Origin of the sequence: Nostoc sp. FACHB-280, from assembly GCF_014697615.1 — a bacterium.
Lineage (GTDB): Bacteria > Cyanobacteriota > Cyanobacteriia > Cyanobacteriales > Nostocaceae > Nostoc_B.
Genome location: NZ_JACJSD010000034.1, coordinates 54648 through 76377, shown reverse-complemented (window position 1 = coordinate 76377; position 21730 = coordinate 54648). Strand labels below are relative to the sequence as shown.

Annotated in this window: 13 protein-coding genes; 7 read left to right on the top strand and 6 right to left on the bottom strand. The window is 42.3% G+C overall.

Features of this window, described 5'->3' with window-relative positions; all coding sequences use genetic code 11:
• Positions 1-81: 81 nt before the first annotated feature.
• On the bottom strand, positions 82-4497 hold the full coding sequence (locus H6G75_RS22450; protein WP_190982197.1) for a PAS domain-containing protein: 4416 nt from the start codon (positions 4495-4497) through the stop codon (positions 82-84).
• Positions 4498-4688: 191 nt separating this feature from the next.
• Here H6G75_RS22450 and H6G75_RS22445 point away from each other — a divergent pair, with 191 nt between their 5' ends.
• Together H6G75_RS22445 and H6G75_RS22440 are read left to right on the top strand one after the other, a co-directional pair.
• On the top strand, positions 4689-4943 hold the full coding sequence (locus tag H6G75_RS22445) for a type II toxin-antitoxin system ParD family antitoxin (protein WP_190982196.1): 255 nt from the start codon (positions 4689-4691) through the stop codon (positions 4941-4943).
• On the top strand, positions 4943-5260 hold the full coding sequence (locus tag H6G75_RS22440) for a type II toxin-antitoxin system RelE/ParE family toxin (protein ID WP_190982195.1): 318 nt from the start codon (positions 4943-4945) through the stop codon (positions 5258-5260). Before H6G75_RS22445 ends, H6G75_RS22440 begins: the two co-directional genes overlap by 1 nt.
• A gap of 78 nt (positions 5261-5338) precedes the next feature.
• Here the strand turns inward: H6G75_RS22440 and thrC are convergent, their stop codons facing one another.
• Positions 5339-6430, bottom strand: coding sequence for a threonine synthase (thrC, locus tag H6G75_RS22435; RefSeq protein WP_190982194.1), 1092 nt, complete (start codon positions 6428-6430; stop codon positions 5339-5341).
• Between the two features lie 458 nt (positions 6431-6888).
• Between thrC and H6G75_RS22430 the strand changes: the two genes are divergently transcribed.
• Positions 6889-7077 carry a hypothetical protein gene (locus tag H6G75_RS22430; protein WP_190592130.1) on the top strand — a complete coding sequence of 63 codons (189 nt, stop codon included), beginning with the start codon at positions 6889-6891 and terminating at the stop codon, positions 7075-7077.
• Positions 7078-7383: 306 nt separating this feature from the next.
• On the opposite strand, the gene H6G75_RS22425 is transcribed toward H6G75_RS22430, so the two are convergent.
• Positions 7384-9276, bottom strand: a complete 1893-nt coding sequence (locus tag H6G75_RS22425; RefSeq protein WP_190982193.1) for an iron uptake porin — start codon at positions 9274-9276, stop codon at positions 7384-7386.
• A 596-nt stretch (positions 9277-9872) separates the two neighbouring features.
• Here H6G75_RS22425 and H6G75_RS22420 point away from each other — a divergent pair.
• Entirely contained in the window at positions 9873-10082 is a 210-nt protein-coding gene (locus tag H6G75_RS22420) for a molybdopterin-binding protein (protein WP_190686711.1), read from the top strand.
• 168 nt (positions 10083-10250) lie between these two features.
• On the opposite strand, the gene H6G75_RS22415 is transcribed toward H6G75_RS22420, so the two are convergent.
• On the bottom strand, positions 10251-10610 hold the full coding sequence (locus H6G75_RS22415; RefSeq protein ID WP_190982192.1) for a hypothetical protein: 360 nt from the start codon (positions 10608-10610) through the stop codon (positions 10251-10253).
• A 471-nt stretch (positions 10611-11081) separates the two neighbouring features.
• Between H6G75_RS22415 and H6G75_RS22410 the strand changes: the two genes are divergently transcribed.
• Together H6G75_RS22410 and nifH are read left to right on the top strand one after the other, a co-directional pair.
• Positions 11082-12215, top strand: a complete 1134-nt coding sequence (locus H6G75_RS22410; RefSeq protein WP_190982191.1) for a substrate-binding domain-containing protein — start codon at positions 11082-11084, stop codon at positions 12213-12215.
• A 229-nt stretch (positions 12216-12444) separates the two neighbouring features.
• Complete coding sequence (gene nifH / locus H6G75_RS22405; RefSeq protein ID WP_190982190.1) at positions 12445-13410, top strand: nitrogenase iron protein; 966 nt, start codon at positions 12445-12447, stop codon at positions 13408-13410.
• Positions 13411-13899: 489 nt separating this feature from the next.
• Here nifH and cobM read toward each other — a convergent pair whose 3' ends face one another.
• Complete coding sequence (gene cobM, locus H6G75_RS22400) at positions 13900-14676, bottom strand: precorrin-4 C(11)-methyltransferase (RefSeq protein ID WP_190982189.1); 777 nt, start codon at positions 14674-14676, stop codon at positions 13900-13902.
• A gap of 275 nt (positions 14677-14951) precedes the next feature.
• Complete coding sequence (gene lgt, locus H6G75_RS22395; RefSeq protein ID WP_190982188.1) at positions 14952-15833, bottom strand: prolipoprotein diacylglyceryl transferase; 882 nt, start codon at positions 15831-15833, stop codon at positions 14952-14954.
• Between the two features lie 752 nt (positions 15834-16585).
• On the opposite strand from lgt, the gene H6G75_RS22390 reads away from it, so the two are divergent.
• Positions 16586-21631, top strand: coding sequence for a PAS domain S-box protein (locus H6G75_RS22390; RefSeq protein WP_190982187.1), 5046 nt, complete (start codon positions 16586-16588; stop codon positions 21629-21631).
• The last annotated feature ends 99 nt before the right edge of the window (positions 21632-21730 follow it).

Here is a 21730-nt window from a genome sequence, read left to right as displayed (position 1 = left end):
ATTTAAGTCTGTGGGATAAGACTTTCGTGCCATAAGCAATTACGTAAATACACTGCATATCAGGTATTTTAATTCTTGCCGTCATCCCCTCCTACTCGCCTTTAGATTTACTTTATAAATAGCCTCTAAATTGTTTTTGACACGATGATGAATTTCTTTAAGTAAAACCTCTTTTTCTTTCAGAGATGCTTTGAGTTGCTCTTGGACTTGCTTTTGTTTGGTAATGTCTTGGTGAACCGCAACGAAAACTTGTCCATACTCAGGATGCTCAAACATAGAAGTTGTAGCACTGCACCAGAAAGGTGTGCCATCTTTTTTCACATTGTGGACTTCATAGCTGGCTTCGCCATGTTCTAAAACAGCTGCACAAATTGCCTGATTCACGGCTTCAGCTGCCGCGTGATCCTTGGCATAATTGATAATTGAGATATGTAAACCAGTTAATTCATCAGTTTTATAACCAAACATTTTCTCAAACTTAGGATTGGCATAAACGATAATTCCATCGCTGGCGCGAACCAAGCATATTCCTTCAGCCATGTTGCGCGTAATGACTGCTTGTAGTTCTAGCATTTGTTGAGCGCGTTTCTGCTGTGTGATATTAATGCAGCTCCCTACAATGCGGTAAACACGGTGATTATTGTCTCTTAAGGGAGTTAGGCTGGTGAACCACCAAGTTTCTTGGCCTTTAAATGGTAAACATTCTTCATAAGTAATAGTAGTGCCTGCGTTGAGACAATTTTGATAATGTTGTCTTACTTTCGTCGCCACAGTGGGAGGAAGCAACTGTTCTGGGGTTTTACCTTGCACATCATCTGAAATCAGGCCTGAGAGTTCTTCGTGAGCAGTATTCAAACCGACATAACGAAAATCATCATCGACAACATCAACCACAAAAATTGCCTGGGCGACACCATCGTAAATACTGCGTAAAAAATTTTCTTTTTCTTGCAGTGCTTGTTCTGCTTGTTTGCGATCGCTAATATTAAATGCAAATCCTTGTAAAATTAGAGTTTTACCATCAGGTGCTAAGACTAAACGCGCCTGATCCTGTACCCAAATGACTTTGTTATCTTGAGTCATCATCCGATATTCAATGTTGAGAGGCTCTCCTGTTGCAAGTGTTGTTTGAACTGCTTGTGAGACAAATGGGTAATCTTGTGGATGCACGAAGTTGACCCAACTATTGCACAGACCTGCTTCCCATTCTTGTGCTGGGACATTGAGTAATGTTTGAATTTGGGGGCTGATGTAGGCAAATTCCGAACTACCTGTGATTGGTGATGTGTACACTACGCCCGGAATCTGTTCAACTACAGTGCGATATTGCAATTCGGCTTGCTTGAGTTTTTCTTCTGCTAGTTTGCGATCGCTAATATCAATAATTACACCCAACATCCGGATAGGCTGACCCTCTGTGTCGTAAATTCCGTGTCCTTTTCCTGTCAACCAGCGAATTTTCCCATTGGGAAGAATGATCCGGTATTCTATCTCAAAATTAGTATGATCTGCCAAAGCCTGGAGGACAGTTTGTTCAACTTGTTCTATATCCTCTGGATGAACAGCATCCCGCCATAACTGATATTCGGCTGCTGATGTTTCTGGGTTTAAGCCTAGTAAGCGGAAATGGTTGTCGTTCCAAATAACTTCATTTGTTTGCAGATTCCAATACCAAGTACCAATTCGGGTAAATTCTAATGTCAGTCTCTGTTGTTCTTCACTTCTGGTTAATGCTGCTTCTGCTAGTTTGCGATCGCTAATATCAGTCACTCGTACCAAATTCATCACTTGCTGGGCAACTTGAATTTTTTTAACTGCCATATTTCCCCAAAAACAATTGCCCTGCTGCGTAACGTACTCAAATTCCTGGCTCCAAAATCCTTGCTGATTCATTTTTGCCAGAATCTCAGCTAACTCCTGAGAACTCAACGGTCGTTTGTGCAGGTTTTTTCCTTCAATTCCAATCAGATCAGCTTTACATCGTGCCGCAAATAATTCTACGGCTCGATAATTGCAGTCAATAGTTAATAGTGTTTCGGGATCAACCAAAAACAGAGCATCAGCTGATTCGTTATAAATGGCTTCGAGCAAATCACGGCTCTTGATAATTTCTAATTCCGCTTGTTTCCGTTCTGTAATATCGAGAATGGCTCCAAATAGCTTAACTCGTTGATGTTTTGTATCATAAGCTACCTCTGCTTTTGATTCCAAGTAGCGCATTGAGCCATCAGGTCGAATAATGCGGTATTCCACGTTAATTGGGGCTGCATCGACAATTGCCGCTAAAAAATGGGCTTTTAAAACCGGCCGATCATCTGGGTGAACCATTTGCAGAAATTCTGCTTGAGTTGGTGCTGGTTGAATTGGGTAAAGACCAAAAATCAGAAAGGTTTCCGTTGACCAAATTTGCTGTTCATCACCCAAGTTCCATTCCCAACTGCCAACATGGGCGATATGCTGGGCAGCATTTAGCTGTGCTTCACTACGGCGCAATTTTTCTTCTGCTTGAATGCGATCGCGTAATGCCGCTTGTCGTTCAGTAATATCTCGGCCTTCAGGAATTAACAAAATAACTTCGCCAGTTTCATCCTGGAGTGGACGCAAGGAAAAATCAATTGTTGCTACTTGGTTATTTGCTCCCAAAACATCCACTTCATAGCGGACAAAGTGTCCTTGAGCTGCTGAAGCAATTGCCTGTTTAAGTTGCTCTTGAGTTTCTGGTGAAATTGTCCACCAGTGTGTGTCCCAAAATGGTTGATTAATTACGTCTTCCGGCTTGATTCCTGCAAAATCGAGCGCCGTTTGATTTGCCTCTAGCAAAGTTCCATCAACACTCAGCAGCCCGATAAACTGAAATGAATTGTTGAAAATGCCACGAAATCTACGTTCGCTGGCTTGTAAAGCGGCTTCTGCTTGCTTGCGTTCTGTAATATCTTGAGCCGTACCGTAAAGACGGACTACTTCTCCATGATTATTAAACTCGGCATAGCCAATCCCCTCAACATAAATTTCAACATTGTCAGTTCTAGTAGCACGCATCACTAGTTTGTAAGATTCACCAGTGGAGATAGCACGCTTAACAGCTTGGTCTAATTTTTCTCGATCTTCGGGGTGATATAGTTGTAAATTTTCTTCATAGCTGGGGGGTGAGAGTTTACTGTCTCGTCGAAAAAGTTCAAACAGCCCTTTTGACCAGCTAATTTTACCTGTGGCAAGATCATAATCCCAGTTACCCAAACGAGCAACGCGCTGCGCTTCTTCTAACAAAGCTTCATTTTTGCGGAGTATTTCTTCAGTGCGTTTAAGTTCTGTAACATCAACTACCATGCCATCCCAAGCTATGCGACCATCTTCCAATCGACGTGGCGAGGAACGAAAATGACACCACTTCAATTTGCCACTGGGTGTGCAGATTCGCAGTTGAATATCAAAAATACTGAGATGCTGTTTTGACTCATTCTCAGCGTTATAAAGTCGGGGGATGTCTTCTGGGATAAATTGACGATAGAGTAGGCTGGCATCTTTCAGTGCATCTGCGGCGCTCACTTCCATGATGTTTTCAATTCCAGCACTCAGATAATAAAAGCGATCGCTACCATCTAATTCTCGAATGACTTTGTAAATTGCCCCATTCGGTAAGTTATCGCCAATTCGCCGCAACATTGCTTCTCGTTCTTGCAAAGCGAGTTCTACTTGTTTGCGGTCTGTAATCTCTCCCAATGAACCAACCAACCGCACAGGATTTCCTTGCCCATCCCAAACGGCTTTGGCGCGTGATCTAAACCATCCGTAACTACCATCTTTGCGGAGCAATCGATATTCAACGTTATAATCTGGGGTTTGTTGTAATAAATAAGCTGTTTGAGCGGCTATGACTTGTGCATAGTCATCAGGATGTATGCGTTTACTCCATTCATCATCCTCATTGCTTAATTCATGATCTTCATATCCCAACATCTCATACCAACGTTCTGAGCGATAAGTTTGATTAGTTTGTATTTCCCAATCCCAAATCGCCTCACTCGTACCAGCCACAGCCAAGTACCAACGTTCTTCACTGCATCGCAAAGCTGCTTCTATTTTTTGGCGTTCGCTAATTTCTCGCTCTAGTTCTTTGTTTATGGCTTCTAGTTGTGCGGAACTAGGAAATGCCAGTGTTTGTGGTACCAAACGTATCATTTCTAATGCTGTGTATAGTGATACTACAGCCGCGATCGCTTTCATCCCGCCACTCAGCCAATATATAGGATGCCAAAGTGTCCAAATTTCTATCCAGTGACTTGTGCCACAACTGACCATTAATAAAGCAAACAGCAAAAAAATCCAGTTAAATGGTAAATTGCGGCGTTGCTGAATGAAATATAGTAGCGTGCAGGGAATAGAATAATAGGCGATCGCCATCAAACTATTAGATACAATATGCAGCCATAACAACATCGATTGCCCAGCATCGCTATGATTACAAGGAATCAACGCTATTTGTATAAAAATATTCATAAATTTTTCTGAAGCACAATTTCCCGCCAGGGTATATCTATCGTAAAGAATAGGTTTGATTTTTCACCTACATAATTTTGAATTGATCACCCTTGTAGAAAATGTCATGCTGCGATCGCCAAAGTTCTCCTAAAGGCAACCTCTAAGAACCCTGATAACATAGAAGAAAGTTCAACTGAACTACCAAAGTTATGAGCAGTATCAATATTTCCTTACCTGAATCTATGAAAGTCTTTGTGGAAGAACAAGTTACTAAAGGTGGCTATAGTTCGGTAAGCGAGTATTTACAAGAGTTGATTGGTCAAGAGCAAAAACGCCAGACACAAGAACACATAGAAGAACTTTTAATTGCTGGACTTGAAAGTGGAGAAGCAATAGAAGTTAATGATGAATGGTGGGAGCAAAAACGCACGTACCTAACAAATAACCTGTATGAAGACCAATAATGGCAAAACGTATAGTCATTAGACCCAAAGCTAGTTTAGACATTGATGAGTGTTTTGCGTACATTGCTCAAGAAAACCCCGAAACAGCTCTTATATTTTTTGATTCCATAAGAGAAACTTTTGCACAGTTAGCTAGAATGCCTGGAATGGGTAGTCGTTATCCTTTGGATAACTCACGTTTACATGGTTTACGTAAGTGGGTTGTTAAAGGATTTAAAAGCTATCTAATTTTTTATTGTGAGCGAGATGAAAGCATTGAGATTATACGCATTCTCCACGCTAGGCAAAATATAGAAACGATTCTAGACCACGAATGATAATAAAACCCCAACTTTTTTACAAAGCTGGGGTTCTAGTTGATTAGAAAGCGATCGCATATCGCCAACAACAGACTTTTAAAATCCCATTGCAGTGGCTACATCTTTTAGTTCTGCGGGAATACCTTGCTTGAATTGACTGTTACTGTGCTTAATTGCTGTATCAGGGTCTTTCAAACCATTACCAGTCAGCACACACACCACTGTTGCACCTGTGGGTACGTGGTCTTTGACTTTTAATAATCCCGCCACAGAAGCGGCGCTGGCTGGTTCGCAGAAAATACCTTCGGATGCAGCCAATAACCGATAAGCGTCGAGAATTTCTGCATCAGTAACAGCAGCAAAACTTCCTTGACTCGCCGTTTGCGCGGCGATCGCTTTATCCCAACTGGCTGGATTTCCAATCCGAATAGCTGTGGCGATGGTGTCGGGATGAGCGACTGGTTGACCGTTGACTAAGGGTGCTGCACCTGCGGCTTGGAATCCCATCATCTTGGGCAGGCGATCGCATTTACCTGCTTGGTGGTATTGACAAAAACCCATCCAATATGCTGATATATTTCCCGCATTACCCACTGGGATACATAGCCAATCGGGAGCGTTACCCAAAGCATCAACCACTTCAAAGGCTCCGGTTTTTTGTCCTTCTAAACGGTAAGGGTTAACGGAATTGACCAAGGTGATGGGGTAACTTTCCGCCATATCCCGGACAATTTCTAAGGCGCGGTCAAAGTTACCTTTAATTGCTAAAACTTCTGCACCATACAATAACGCTTGTGCCAATTTGCCCAAAGCAACGTAACCATCAGGAATCAAGACAAAGGCTTTCATCCCACCACGTTTAGCATAGGCTGCGGCGGCGGCGGAAGTGTTACCAGTACTGGCACAAATTACGGCTTTTGCGCCTGCTTCCTTGGCTTTAGAAATAGCCATTGTCATTCCCCGGTCTTTGAAACTGCCGGTGGGGTTGAGGCCATCGTACTTGACAAATACACTCACTTGTCTGCCAATGCGTTCTGCGATCGCCGGCACCGGAATTAAAGGCGTATTACCCTCTAATAAGGTAACAACAGGCGTTGTGTCACTGACAGGTAAGTACTCACGGTAGGCTTCTATCAGTCCGGGCCAAGGTTGGCGATGAGATTTAGCAACAGACAAGCTCACAGTCACAGGTTTTAACAGTTTTTCACTAAAGATTGATAAATTATGGATAGGAAAGCCAAAGTTAAGCTTTCTTTTTCCATGTATTCCAGAAAAATATTATCTTTGTTTGGTGTAGTTTTTGAGATTTTTTTATTTCGTGCAGATTGTTAGTTTACCATACAGCCTTTGTACATCTATGTTTTTGATGATTTAAGAGTGAGAGGAAAAACCAAGGGTTTCGGTGAGGCTGAAAGGCTTACACCCCTATACCCCCACACCCTTACACCCATCCTCAACAGACAAACTTGGTGCGTAAGTGCGAAACTTTGGAACACTCCAGTATTCATCGCCGTCACTTATCACAAAACTCACAATCTATTAAATGATGTGATTAAAACTATACAATCATTTAACAAACCTTAAACCGACATTACTATAATATTTAATATTGGTGTGAGTTGAGTTGTGTATCTATTTAATAAGCGATGTCTACATCTAGTGTTTCAGAACGTAAATCCCAAGCTGCTTTAGTTAACGAACTAAACAAGTCCTATTATCAAGCAGATCAGCAAGCCAAGTTTAAGAACCTGGAAGCAGAGGTAGATTCTCTGTTACAGCAGTTGCAAAACTTGAAAGAACAACGGTTAGCGGCTACTCATTCTGACGAAGAATAAGTTACCTTAACCAAAGCGATCGCCTACCATAATATCGGTCTGATTTTTTAACAAACGCTTAAAACCTTAGTTGAGAAGATTTTCTAACCAGAGAACCTAACTTTGGCGATCGCTATCAAAATTCAACAAGTTTTGACCTTGAAAACCTGTTGTACAGACTAATCTATCACTATCCTAATTATTAGGATATGAGTACACCACTGATCTTCTGCACATGGTTAGAGATTTTAGTGCGAATAGAATGAAAAAGCTGTTTGAGCAGTTGAGTACTCAAACAACTTAACTAAAAATGTTTAGCAAAGATATCTAAAACCGGAAAGTTGTCCGAATTGTACCGACATAGATGGTGTCGTTGTTGCGGTTGTGTTCGGGGTTGAACAGAATGATAAACCCTGGAGTAATTGAGATATTGCTATTAACTTGATAACGATACAAAGCTTCTAAATGGTAAGAAGTATCGCTATCTTCCCGACGCGCACTTGTCGCAGTCAAAGTGCGTGGCCCGTAATCATTGCTTGTCACCTTTGGCGGTTGACCAAAAATAATCCCACCGACATTACCTTTTTTACCCAAGTCGGGAAATCCGAGAGTTACAGCCCAGTTCCAAATATCAGCTTTATCGCCTCTATTGACTGTATTGGTGACAGAGTTTCTTCCAGAATTGGTTTCGGCGATCGCCTGTGTGTAACCCACCCAACCAGATATGATGAATTTATTACTCAACTTGTAACTACTTTGAATGCCGTAGTGATTAGCTGATGTGGCAATAGGAATTGCAGTTGTTCCAAAAGGATTATTCGCAAACGCACTTCCTTCGGAACCAGAGACATTCACATCACCAGTTGCAACGCCATTACCATCAACCGCACTAAAGTAAGAATGGGCGTAAGTAAAAGCCAGAGTCAAATCTTTATTTGGTTGAAACGCCACTTGTCCTAACGCGCCATAACTCCCATCAAACAAACCTCTACCATCCAGAGGATTTTCGGCATTTCTCGCTATATAACCACCTGACAAAGTAATAGCATCACTCAGCTTGAAGATAGCACTGACACCAGAACCTCTACCAACCGCCAGACCAGAGTTACTTGCACGATAAATGGGTGCAAAACGACCAAACCGCGATATAGCGCCTGTCGTTGCAGCTGAAAATAGGGGGTTAACGGTGTTGAAATTATCAAAAAACGAACCGCCAACAGCATCAACAGTCACATTTAACTTATCCCCAATCGGGAAGTTATAAAATAACTTAGCCAAGCCAAAACTATTATCTGGTTCGAGAGTGGTATCCCAAGCCAAGCGCGTCATATTTGTTCCAGAGACTTGATTTGTGGCATTGAACGCCAGAGTATTATTTGCTCTCAAAATCACACGCAAGCGGTCTTGACCATAAAAACTGGAATCAAAGATGATTCGCACCCGGTCAGCAAAAATTGTGTTATCTTCCAAGTCGCGTCCGCCAGCACTTCTGTAGGCTGCGGCTTCTATAGCGGCTCTACTTCCACCAGGGGTATTATTGATAGTTCGCCACGCATCGGAAGTTAAAGCTTTTTCATCACCATACACACCACCAAAGGTCAAGATTACATCCCCAGATAATTTGGTTGTGGTGGAAAATTGATTGGCTTCTAGTTCGGCGGTGCGTGCTTCCAATGGGTCAATTCTGCCACGCAACTCAACTAAACCATCAGCAAATTCTTGTTGCAGCTTTTGTAAGGTTTCTAAGTCTTCTTTTCTCACAGCGTCGGCGGTACTTGTGGCAATTAATTCATTAATTTTTTCCAAACAAGCATTTAACCCAGCCGCAAATTCATACCGCGTCATCGCCCGATTACCCCGATAGGTGCTATCGGGATAACCTGCAATACACCCATATCGTTCAACTAAAGATTGTAGTGCTTGAAATGCCCAGTCTGTTGGTTGGACATCTGATAGTTGCGATACGGATGTTACTTGATTCATAGTATCGGAATTATCAGTTTCTTGCGTTAATTCTGATACAGAGGTTTGATTGACTTCAGTTTCCGTTTGAGCAACCAGATGATCTTTTAGTTGTGGTGAACTTAACTTGATACTTTCTGCCTGTAATTCATCTAGAGATTGAATCACAGAATTGGCTAATGCCTTTTGAGTCGTAACGACACTAGCAAGTAGCAGTATTGGACTGATCCATACTGCGCTGCGGAAAACACTATTCATGAGCCTCACACCTAAACTTAACTACACCAGTAGGTTGGTAAAAGTATATACCAAACCAATAAAGTTGGTAAAGCTAGTTTATCATGGGTTAAGGATAGTTTAAAAGTTTGCCCAGTAAAGTTGTGTGGGAATGTTAACAACCCCAGAAAATATTCATCCTGCGGGGAAGAAGGGTGTGGGGGTATAGGTGATGAAAAGCTCTTACACCCCTATATCCTGAAATTCTTACACTCATAGGACTTACGACTTACGCAAAAAAACGAAAAAATAAGGTTTTATAACAGGGTGCAGGGGTATAAGGGTGTAAGGGTGTAAGTATCCAAAACCCTTACACCCCATACCCTTTCACCCTCACACCCAATCCCCACAGAAAATTTTGATGCGTAACTCCTGACTCAGTCTTCAAAGATAATCTTACAGCTAAATTACCAACTTTATTTATTTAATTTTTCAACTTTATTGGTATAAATTACAGAGATAAGATAAATATAAAAATATGGTTAAAAAAGAGTGATAATCCTAATATTGCTAAATTTTGAAGATAGTAAATGCTATATTGAATCTGTCAATAATACCGAACCAGGGAGCAATATAAAATGCAAGTCAGTGCGCGGAATGCTTTAAAAGGAACAGTTAAAAAAGTCGAAGTTGGCAGTGTCAATACAGAAGTTACCGTAGAAATTGCCAATGGCGTAGAAGTAACAGCAATTATTACAAAATCATCGGCGGAAAATCTGCAACTCGCTGAAGGTAAACAAGTTTATGCCATTGTAAAAGCTACTGATGTGATGATTGCCATTGATTAATTAATTTACATCAGTTTATCAATACAGCAAATAAAGGGCAGTTAATCTGCCCTTTATTATGGGTAATTCTCTACTACATCAAGTCATATTTGAAAGCAGGTGATCGCATCTGAAAAAACATCTATCTCAAGAGCTAATTCAGAAGTTTTTCAGATGAAATTATGAGAATTAACTTTCATGTTTAGTTGACAAAATCCATAATAAATCTAACCATAATTGCGGATGCGTGTGTTTAAGTTGAGACATAGGGTCTCGTACTAAGTTGGTAGCATTCAAGCACACAACTTCCACCAGTCCCAAATACTGTGCGACTTCTCGTAGTAGATTTTTTTGCGTGAGGACAGCACTCATTAGCTTATCTGGACAATAAACAGTCACATATCGTTTGTGAAAATAACTCGGATGCAGATATTGGAATTGGGGGTTGTTGACTTTCACATAACAGTGGCGAATAACTTCCCATGCACTAGGATGAGTATGTTCGACAATAGTCGCAAATTGCTGTGCCAAATCTTCTTCGGTAATCATACTTGCTTGCCTCTAAAATCTTGCAGGAAGGGATATTGAATAGTTAAAGGTGCGATCGCTTAATCCCTGTCACAATATCGGTTGGTATATTCTTCACTAGCGAGATTACCTGCCTAAACAGCATCAAAACCCAAACTAAAAATAAAAACTGTAGCGATCGCTGCCGTTCACCAAATAAGTTGGTAAATATTTGGGAGTGTAATTCAGATTTTTAGAAATTTTATATTTAATCGAACAATGCTCAAGAGCTTATGTTATGAACTTTTTATATTTTTGCTTTCCTCTTTTAGCAGGTAAAACTAACTCAACGCCAAAATATTTTCCTTTTTCGCAAGAAAACTAGCAAGATGTATGTTATTCTTTCTGTAGAGGGAAACGAAAGGGCAAAGTAAAAGACAAAGCAAGCCTTTTGCAAGCACAGATACAGGTAAATCCGCTCCGGCTTTGTAAATTTGAGAAAAAAGGAAGCCAATGAAGCAGGATAGCGACCTCCGTAATAACTTGAAGTCAATTAGAACCCGCTTAGGGATGAGCCAGCAAGATTTAGCTAATATTGCTGGGGTAACTCGTCAAACTATTAGTGGTGTAGAGTCAGGGCAGTATGCTCCTTCTGTAGCCATCACCTTGAAACTAGCGAAAGCCCTTGGCTGTCAAGTAGAGGATCTATTCTGGTTAGAGCAAGATTTACCGGAAATTGAAGCAACTCTCGCCAAACCTGTCACAATTAATCAACCTCTGCGCGTTAGCCTAGCGAGAGTCGGCGGACAATGGATAGCTTATCCCTTAGTGGGAAAAGACGCATTTCGTCAAGATATGACACCTGCTGACGGTGAGGCGGAAAAGCAAGTGGGTGCAGATAAATTTAAAGTTAGGCTTTTAGATGACAATCTCGAAGCACTACACAATACAGTAGTAATTGCTGGTTGTTCCCCTGTAATTTCACTCTGGGCAAGGGCTACCGAACGCTGGCATCCGCAGTTGCGAGTCCATTTTACCTTTGCCAACAGCATGGCTGCATTACACAGTTTATGCAGAGGTGAAGCCCACATTGCCGGGATGCACCTGTATGATCCTAAAACAGGCGAACATAATGTTCCGTTTGTGCGGGAAGTTTTAGCCGACAAGTCAGCAGTAGTCATTACCCTTGGTTTATGGGAAGAAGGATTATTAGTACAATCTGGTAATCCCAAAGGCTGGGAAACATTATCTGATTTAGTTAAAGCTAAAGCAACCATTATTAATCGAGAACCTGGTGCGGGAAGCCGGATGCTGTTAGAACGCAAACTGCAAGAAGCGCAGATATCATTTGATGCTGTCAAAGGATTTGACCAAATCGTTACTAGCCATCAAGATGTTGCCCAAGCTGTCGCATTAGGTTTAGCCGATGCAGGTATTAGTACCGCATCCGTCGCTGCCACCTTTGGGTTAGGATTTATCCCATTACATCAATCACGCTACGACTTAGTAATTCTCAAAGAATATCTCGAAGAAGCACCCATACAACAATTGCTGAGTACCTTGGGACATCGCGTGGTTCACTCACAGTTAGAAGTTCTTGGTGGCTACGACATTAGCAGAATTGGGGAAGTAGTAGCGACTGTTTAGGATATGGAATAGGGAGTGGGGAGTAGGGAAGGACAACACTTTTTAGACTTCATACTATCCCACACAAACGCCAAAGGCGAAAACACTTCAGATTTTTCACTTCATTGAATATGTATTTGATTTTAACGGTTGTGGGCGTAGAGCGATCGCCCCCAGCGACGTTCTACATCGTCCGAACTCTTCACATCGCAGACCCACACAAATTCACACACTACTAGGAGACTACATCATGTCCGACGAAAGAATTAGACAGATAGCTTTTTACGGTAAAGGTGGTATTGGTAAATCTACCACCTCTCAAAACACCCTCGCTGCAATGGCAGAAATGGGTAAGCGAATTTTGATTGTGGGATGCGACCCCAAAGCTGACTCTACTCGTTTGATCCTCCACTGTAAAGCCCAAACCACAGTACTACACCTAGCCGCCGAAAAAGGCGCAGTCGAAGACCTGGAACTCGAAGAAGTCGTTATCAATGGTTTTCGTGATATCCGATGCGTGGAGTCTGGTGGCCCTGAACCCGGTGTAGGTTGCGCGGGACGTGGTATTATCACTGCCATCAACTTCCTCGAAGAAAACGGCGCTTATCAAGACCTAGATTTCGTCTCCTACGACGTATTAGGTGACGTTGTGTGTGGTGGTTTCGCCATGCCTATTCGTGAGGGCAAAGCGCAAGAAATCTACATCGTTACCTCTGGTGAAATGATGGCGATGTTTGCGGCTAACAACATCTCTCGCGGTATTCTCAAATATGCCCACTCTGGTGGTGTGCGTTTGGGTGGCTTGATTTGTAACAGCCGTAAAACAGACCGTGAATGGGACTTAATTAGTGAATTGGCGAGAAGAATTAGCACTCAAATGATTCACTTCGTCCCTCGTGACAACATCGTTCAACACGCTGAATTACGTCGGATGACAGTGAACGAGTACGCACCCGAAAGTAACCAAGCGAATGAATACCGCACACTCGCTACAAAGATTATCAACAACGACTTTATGGCTGTTCCAACTCCTCTAGAGATGGACGAGTTAGAAGACTTGTTGATTGAGTTTGGTATCCTGGAAAGCGATGAACAAGTGCAGAAACTCACCACCACAGCACAAGCGCAAGACGAGAAAGAAAAGCGCCAAGAAGATGCGGAAGGTGAAGCACTAGAAGCAATCAAAAAAGGCAACGTAGAAATAGTTGCTGGGTAAACCTTGTTAGTGACTGAATAAGCTTAGGTGGGCGAAAATAGCCCACTCTATCTAGCGAAATTTGGAGGTAGGCTCATAGCTGATTGATTGTTTTGGATGTTTTCGTTTTACCACTTTTAACCGCAACTTTTTCGATTTTTTAATGCGGAATTAGTATTTTATTTAGACTGTTCTCCTTCTCTACTATTTGGTTGGTTGTTTATTTTCCGAGGGGATGGGAATATTATGTTTTCCATCCTTTTTCCTTTATTTGGCTTAATTGATGACACGCCCTAGCTTTCGTGTCAGCAAAGAAATGAAGGACGAGGTTAAGGCTCAAGATTACCCCGCCCAATTTTATAGAGATGCAATACAAAAAGCTTTAGATGAAAAGAAACAAAAGTAATTTAAGACTTACGCAGTGAGAAGAAGCAGAAAGACGAAACTCTTTCTCCTCCTGCACCCTGCGGTCTTGATGATAAGTCTTTTACCGGACACGATATGACAGGGTTAAGCACGAAATAAATGATGATATTCAGGATTGTACAAGTGCGATCGCCCGTCTGTTGCTTTTAGTGCCGGACTAATTACATAAAGTGTGGTGCGAATCAGATTTTCTGTTTTGGTGCATTCCGCCATTTGGTTAAGGGGAACCACGCGAATTTTTTCATCAGGCCAACCTAGCCGAAAGCAAATAGCCACAGGTGTATCGCTGGGATAATGTTCGAGTAATTTGGCTTGGGCATTTTCGACGTGACGCGCACTTAAATATAGGCATAAACTAGCTTGATGGGCGGCGAGGCTGGCTAACTCTTCTGTGGTGGGGACTTCTGTACGTCCACTGATGCGCGTCAGAATGATAGTTTGAACTAAACCGGGGACTGTTAATTCTACCTTGAGTTTGGCGGCTGCTGCTTGAAAGGCGCTAATTCCTGGGACGACTTCAAAGGGGATATCCGCCTCAGCCAGCATTTGCATTTGTTCGTGAATAGCACTGTAAAGACTGGGGTCGCCAGAGTGGAGACGGACAAGAGATTTCTGCTGCGATCGCACCCGTTCCACCATCAGCGATACAATTTCTTCCAAAGTCTTATCCGCAGTCGGAATAATTTCTGCATCTGGGCGGCACAGATTTAATATTTGTTCGGGAACTAAAGCATCAGCAAATAAAATTACATCTGCCCTAGAAAGGAGTTTTTGCGCCTTAACCGTTAATAAATCTGGGTCTCCCGGCCCTGCCCCCACAATATAAACTGCTGGTTTTATTAAATTTAGTTGAGTTTCCATACAAAAAACTTCAATTACTTTTCCGTATTTACCCGTAATAAAAATCTTTTTTCAAAAATTTCTTGGCATTTTCTCAGTATCCTTCCGGATTAACCCTCTAACGATAGAAGAATGGAATGGTAGATGCACCCTGGTTAAGCCCTAGAGTCAAATCTGGGGCATTTTTTATTTTGCGTAAGGAATTCTCTCACGCAGAGCCGCAGAGACGCAGAGAGGATAAGGAGTTTTAAATTGAGTCATCCCCCTTGTCTCCCTTGTCCCCCTTCAGCCTTTTCCTAATCACTCGAAGCAACCACATCCGGTAACGGACGTTTACGAAAATATAGCCAAGCTAAACCTGCTAAACCTGCGATAATACCTGTTAAGCTCACAATTTGGGCAATTCTCAGATTCCCTAGCAATAAACTATCTGTGCGTAAACCTTCAATCCAAAAGCGACCAGTGCTGTAGGCTGTTAAGTAAACCATAATTAACGTACCTACTTTCAGCTTTAGCTTGCCAGAGACACTGCGGAAAAATAAATTTAACAGCAAGGCAAACACCATTAAATCCCACAGTGATTCATACAAAAAAGTGGGATGGAAGTATTCAAAACTTTGATATTGTAAAGGACGACCAAGGCAGAGGTTTTTTGCTGGATCAAATCTGCATGGAATGAAAAGTTTCCAAGGTAGATTCGTAGGACGACCAAAAGCTTCCGAATTAAAGAAATTACCCCATCTTCCAATTGCTTGTCCTAAAACTAGGGAAGGTGCAACCAAGTCTGCTAATTGCCAAAAAGAAACCCGCTTGAGTTTGGCAAAAATTAAAGCTGCTATCGTCCCACCAATAATTGCACCGTGAATGGCAATACCACCTTCCCAAATAGCGATAATTTTTTCGGGATGCTTGGCATATTCCGCCCATTCAAACAAAACATAATATATTCGTGCGGCGGGAATTGCCCCCAGCACCAGCCAAATTGACAAATCACTCAGCAATTCTGGATTCACATTACGGCGCTTTGCCAAGTACTGAGAAAGGCTGACACCAACTAACACCGCCGTAGCAATTAACAAGCCATACCAACGGATAGTTAATGGCCCGATTTTCACCAAAATCGGCCCTGGAGAAGTAAATTGAAATGCCAACGGCAAAGAAGATATATCCAGTACCATGCAAAACTACCTAGAGAATTACAGTGTTTAGCTTGAGCAGCTGACAACCCTATCACTGGTAGGGGATTTTTGTCTATAAACCATTAGAGCAGGTTTTGTTTGTAGAGGCTCACATTCATCAAATATCCCACTTAGTATGTGTTACGGCTACATCAGGAACAAAATGAGAAATTAGCCGTACGCACAATGCACCTTATTGGCTGTCTCGATTAAAATGTTTCATTGTAACTGTCTTTTGGGATTGGTTTCTAGTCCCTCCAGTGCGGACAGGATGCCCAAAGCAAAAGAGTGATTTTTATGGAATATTTGGAATTTGACAGTTACGACAATTTTAGATTTACTTGATAAATCATTTCTCAGGCATTAAAAATAGGAAAAAATATCTCAGAATATGACTTATTTAGAATTAGATAATCAAAAATCAGTAACAACTTCATTTTTTCTCAAGCAAGATTTTTTATTCTATAGCAAGCAAGCATTCTCTTTAGACTTTGACAGGATCACTGGATACTTTAAGATAAATGTAGAATAATGAGTTTGTTTAAAATTACTAAATAAGTGTAAATAAAATATTATAATACTAAACTTATATTTAGATACACATACAATATTTTTAAGAAATTAGCTACTAGCAAAAGATATTTTTTCATCTAAATAAAGGATCTATCTCTAGATAAATGTCCAAAAATTGCAAACTAGCTTAGGGTATGTATAGCTCCCGCCACAAGTGTTGGTTGTTTGCAATTGTTTTCATGCCCTACATTTATTATTCGCAGTTACTACGTTATGGCTTTGTGGTGGTAATTGTCGCCACAGCACTAGTAATGATGCTCTTGCTTGACCCTATTTTAGACATGAAGGGAACACCATTCCTACTATTTTTTAGTGCTGTCATGGTGAGTGCTTGGTATGGTGGTTTGAAATCAGGACTTTTAGCAACCTTCTTGTCGGCAATATTGAGCGATTACTTTTTTCTCTCCGAACATTACACAGTTGGGTTAAGTTTATCCAATGGTGTAAAGATACTGTTGTTTGCGGCACAGGGATTACTATTTAGTTTTCTAGCTGAAGAATTAAGGCACGCGAAACGTAAAGCAGAAATTAATCTCCAGAAACTTCAAATTAGTGAGGAAAGATTTCGCCTCGCCTTGAGTAATTCAGATATTGTAGTGTTTCAGCAAGACAGAGATTTTCGTTATCAGTGGGTGCATAATCTTCAGGGTATAGACACAGTTGCAGCAGTGTTAGGTAGAACGGATTATGAATTGTTTCCGCCGACAATAGCACAACAATTAACCACAATTAAACGCCGAGCGGTAGAACAAGGTAATTCCACCCGTGAAGAAGTGTGTATAAATCTCCGAGGAGAAGTTATTTATTATGATTTGCTGGTGGAACCCCTCAAAGGTGGCGAAGGTGGTGTTACTTGTGTAGGCGTTAACATTACAGAACGTAAGCAAACAGAAATTGAAAAAGCCAAGTTACAAAGCACACTTCAACAAGCCCTGCAACAAAAAGAAGAATCTTTAGCTTTACTGAATACTTGGTTAACTAGTTCCCCTGTAGCATTGGCATTTCTTGATCCTGAATTACGCTATGTGTATGCTAACGAAGCTCTAGCAGCTATTAATGGTGTACCGCTCAGTCAACATATTGGCCGCACTCTACAAGAAATCTTACCGGAATGGGCGGGGCAATTAGAGCCTGTTTTTCATCAAGTAATGCAAACGCGCCAACCATTACTTAACCAAGAAGTGAGCGGTGAAACTTATCCCCCTGGAGTATATCGGCAAAGTTTAGTCAGCTACTATCCCGTTAGCTTACCTGATGGAAAGTTGCTGGGCGTGGGAGTGACTGGTGTTGAAATTACACCAATCAAACAAGCTGAACAAGCATTGCGAGACAGCGAGGCTAAGTTTCGCAGCGTGGTTGAGTCCAATATGATTGGGATTGGCTTTTGGGAAAGAGATGGCAAAATCACAGATGCTAATGATGCGTTGCTGAATATGTTGGGTTACAGCCGCGAAGATTTAGTTAATGGAGAATTGGACTGGCGAAATTTGACACCTGCTGAGTATCTCCCACTAGATGAACAAGCACTAATACAACTTCAACACAGTTCCTTTTCTATTCCTTATGAAAAAGAGTATATCCGCAAAGATGGTACTCGCTTACCTGTGTTAATCGGTTGCAGTCATTTTGAAGGAACTTCAGACAGAGGTGCTTTTTTTGTTATTGATATTAAAGAACGTAAGCAAGCAGAAGAGCAACTGCTTTATATTGCGGAAATTAGTAGTTTACTGTCTACATCATTAGATTATGAGGAAACCTTACAGCAAATTGCCAAAATCTCTGTACCACAATTAGCTGACTGGTGTAGTGTGGAGATTTTGACGGATGATGGTTCACTACGGCGTTTACCTGTGGCTTATGCAAATCCTTCTCAGGCTGAGTTAGCGCAAAAACTCCAAAAGTATGTGCCGAATTTGTCAGGTACACATCCGATCGCTAGAGTACTGCAAACAGGCAAACCAGAATTAATCGCTCAAGTCACTGATCAGATGTTAGTTGCTTCAACGCAAAACGCCGAACATTTAGAAATTATCCGCCAGCTAGGGGCGAAGTCGGCAATGGTGGTGCCGTTAATCGCCCACAAGCGAGTTTTGGGTTGTATTACCTTTGCGATCGCCCAATCAAATCGTTGTTACGATGAAACTGATTTAAACTTAGCCACAGATGTCGCTTATCGTGCTGCCTTAGCAGTGGAAAATGCCCAACTTTATCGAGATAATCATCAAGCGTTAATTAATTATGCTGAATCTCTAGCACTGTTAGATGCACTGTTAGCGGGCGCACCTGTGGCTGTTTGCTTTTTAGACCAAGAACTGCGTTATATCCGAATTAATCAAGTTTTAGCTGACATTAACGGTTTCCCTGTGGAAGCCCATCTGGGGCGGAAATTTAGCGAGATGTTCCCCACAATGGCAACGCAATTTGAAGCGCAATTACAACAGGTGTTAGAAACTGGTGAACCCCTGCTGAATGTGGAAATTAGCGGGGAAGTACCAGGAAAACCAGGAATTTATAGTTATTGGCTAGGTAACTATTATCCAGTCCGCAATAGTTTCAATGAAACTGTAGGGATTGGGATTATTTTCTCGGATGTCACAGCTACCAAAGTTGCCGAAATTGCTTTGCGTGAAAGTGAATCGAGATTCCGCGCTATGTTCAACCAAGCCGCAGTGGGTATTGCTTTGGTAGGTTTGAATGGCAAATTTTTGCAAGTAAATCCGGCGTTGTGTGATATTACCGGTTACAGCCCAGCCGAATTAATGCAAATGAACTTTCAAGATATCACCCACCCTGATGATGTGACAGTTGATTGGGAACAAGCTAGGAGGGTGTTAGCAAAGGACATTAACTTTTATTCCTTAGAGAAACGCTACATTCGCAAAGATGGTTCCCCAGTTTGGGTAAATCTGACTTCTTCTGCTGTTTGGGATATTCATGGACAAGCCAAGTATGCAGTCGGCATTATCGAAGATATTAGCGAACGTAAACAAGCCGAACTAGCACAAAACTTTTTAGTCGAAGCCAGTAGCTTACTAGCCGCCTCTCTAGATTATCAAGTCACTCTCCATAATGTAGCTAATTTGGTAGTGCCTACTTTAGCTGATTGGTGCGTTTTTGATGTACTGGGCGAAGATTATACGATTCAACAAATCGCAATGGTGGCAACGATTCCGGCTAAACAAGAAATCCTCTCAGAACTGCGCCGACGTTATCCGCCCAAATACGAAGACAACAACCCATTTCGAGAAACCTTATTACGCGGCGCATCAGTTTTTTATCCTGAATTTCCATCCCAACTTCTTCCCCAACTCGCTGAAGACGCAGAACATCTACAATTACTCCAAAGCCTGGGTATAAGTTCTTTGATTATTATTCCCCTACATTTGCGCGGGCAAATATTTGGTGTAATTTCTTTAGCAAGAGGCGCATCCAGTTGTGCTTATAATGCCGCAGATTTGGCATTAGCAGAAGATTTAGCCCATAGAGTGGCGGCGGCGATTGATAACGCTAAACTTTACCAAAAAACCCAGCAAGCAAAACAAGCCGCCGAGTTAGCAGTCAGTCGTACTGTGCGTTTACAAAAAATCACCGCAGCCCTTTCTGAAGCTATCACCCCGCAACAAGTAGCTGATGTGGTGGTGAATCAGGGAATTGCAGCTTTAGGCGCAAGTGGGGGTTCTGTGAGTTTGTTAGTGGAACATGGCAGTTATTTGAAAGTAGTGCAAGCCACTGGCTATCCCGAATCAGTGCTGAATGGGTGGAAAACTTTTCCGGTGACGGCGGCTGTACCTCTAGCGGAAACCGTGCGAACAGGCAAAGCAATTTTTCTCGAAAGTCCAGCCGCTTTAGCAGCTAATTATCCCCATTTAGCCGAGTTGTCATCAGTGACTGGAAATTCAGGCTTTGCTTCTATTCCCTTGATTGTAGAGAAACAAGTGATTGGGGCATTAGGGTGGAGTTTTGCCACTACCCAAATTTTTTCGGAAGCCGATCAAGGATTTATGTTGACATTGGGGCAGCAATGTGGTCAAGCGATCGCCCGCGCTCAACTCTACGAAGCCGAACGCCTTGCCCGTTCCGAAGCCGAAACCGCCAACCGCATCAAAGATGAATTTTTGGCGGTGCTTTCCCATGAACTACGAACTCCCCTCAACCCGATTTTGGGCTGGGCAAAATTACTCCGCACCCGCAGAAACGACGAAGCCACAATAGTTCGGGCTTTGGAAACCATTGAACGCAACGCCAAGTTACAAGCCCAACTGATTGAAGATTTATTAGATGTATCGCGGATTTTGCGGGGTAAGTTAAGTCTGCATATCCGCACCGTAGATTTAAATAGCACAATCACTGCCGCCTTAGAAACAGTGCGTTTAGCCGCCGAAGCCAAGTCTATTCAACTGCAAACTTCTCTTCCCCAGCATAACGTTGAGGTGATGGGTGATGGCGATCGCTTGCAACAAATTGTTTGGAATTTGGTATCCAATGCTGTAAAATTCACACCGTCAGCCGGACGAGTAGAATTGCGGTTAGAGCAAGTCGGGATGGAGGCGCAAATTCAAGTCATTGATAATGGTAAAGGCATCACACCAGAATTTTTACCCTACGTCTTTGAATACTTCCGCCAAGCCGATGGCAAAACCACCAGAGTCTTTGGTGGGTTGGGATTAGGACTGGCAATTGTCCGCCATTTGGTAGAACTCCACGGTGGTATAGTCTGGGCAGAAAGTCCAGGTGAAGGACAAGGGGCAACTTTTACTGTGCGGCTACCTCTGCATAAAAGTGCCGATGCCACTTTACGGGATGCTGAGACTGCACAGATGGACTTGGCAACCCAAGATTCATTATTGGCGGGAGTGCGAATTTTATTTGTGGATGATCAAGCGGATGTTTTGGAGTTTTTCAGTTTTGCCTTAGAACAGTATGGGGCAGAAGTGACAGCAGTCGCCTCCGCCGCAGAAGCATTAGCAGCCCTAGCCCAATTACAGCCAGATATTTTATTAAGTGATATTGGAATGCCGATCATGGATGGGTATATGTTGCTGCGCCAATTGAGGCAATTACCCCCAGATCAAGGCGGACAAATCCCAGCCATTGCCCTCACCGCCTATGCTGGAGAAATCGACTACAAACAAGCAATGGCGGCAGGTTTTCAACGACATATTCCCAAACCCGTTGATCCCGTTGACTTAGCAATTGCGATCGCTAAACTGATTCGGCGGAAGTGAGGGAAGGCGACAAGGGGGACAAGGGGGACAAGGGGGACAAGGGAGCAATATTTCTACCTTGCCTACCCCCTCTACCTTGTCTCCCCTCTCTACCTTGTC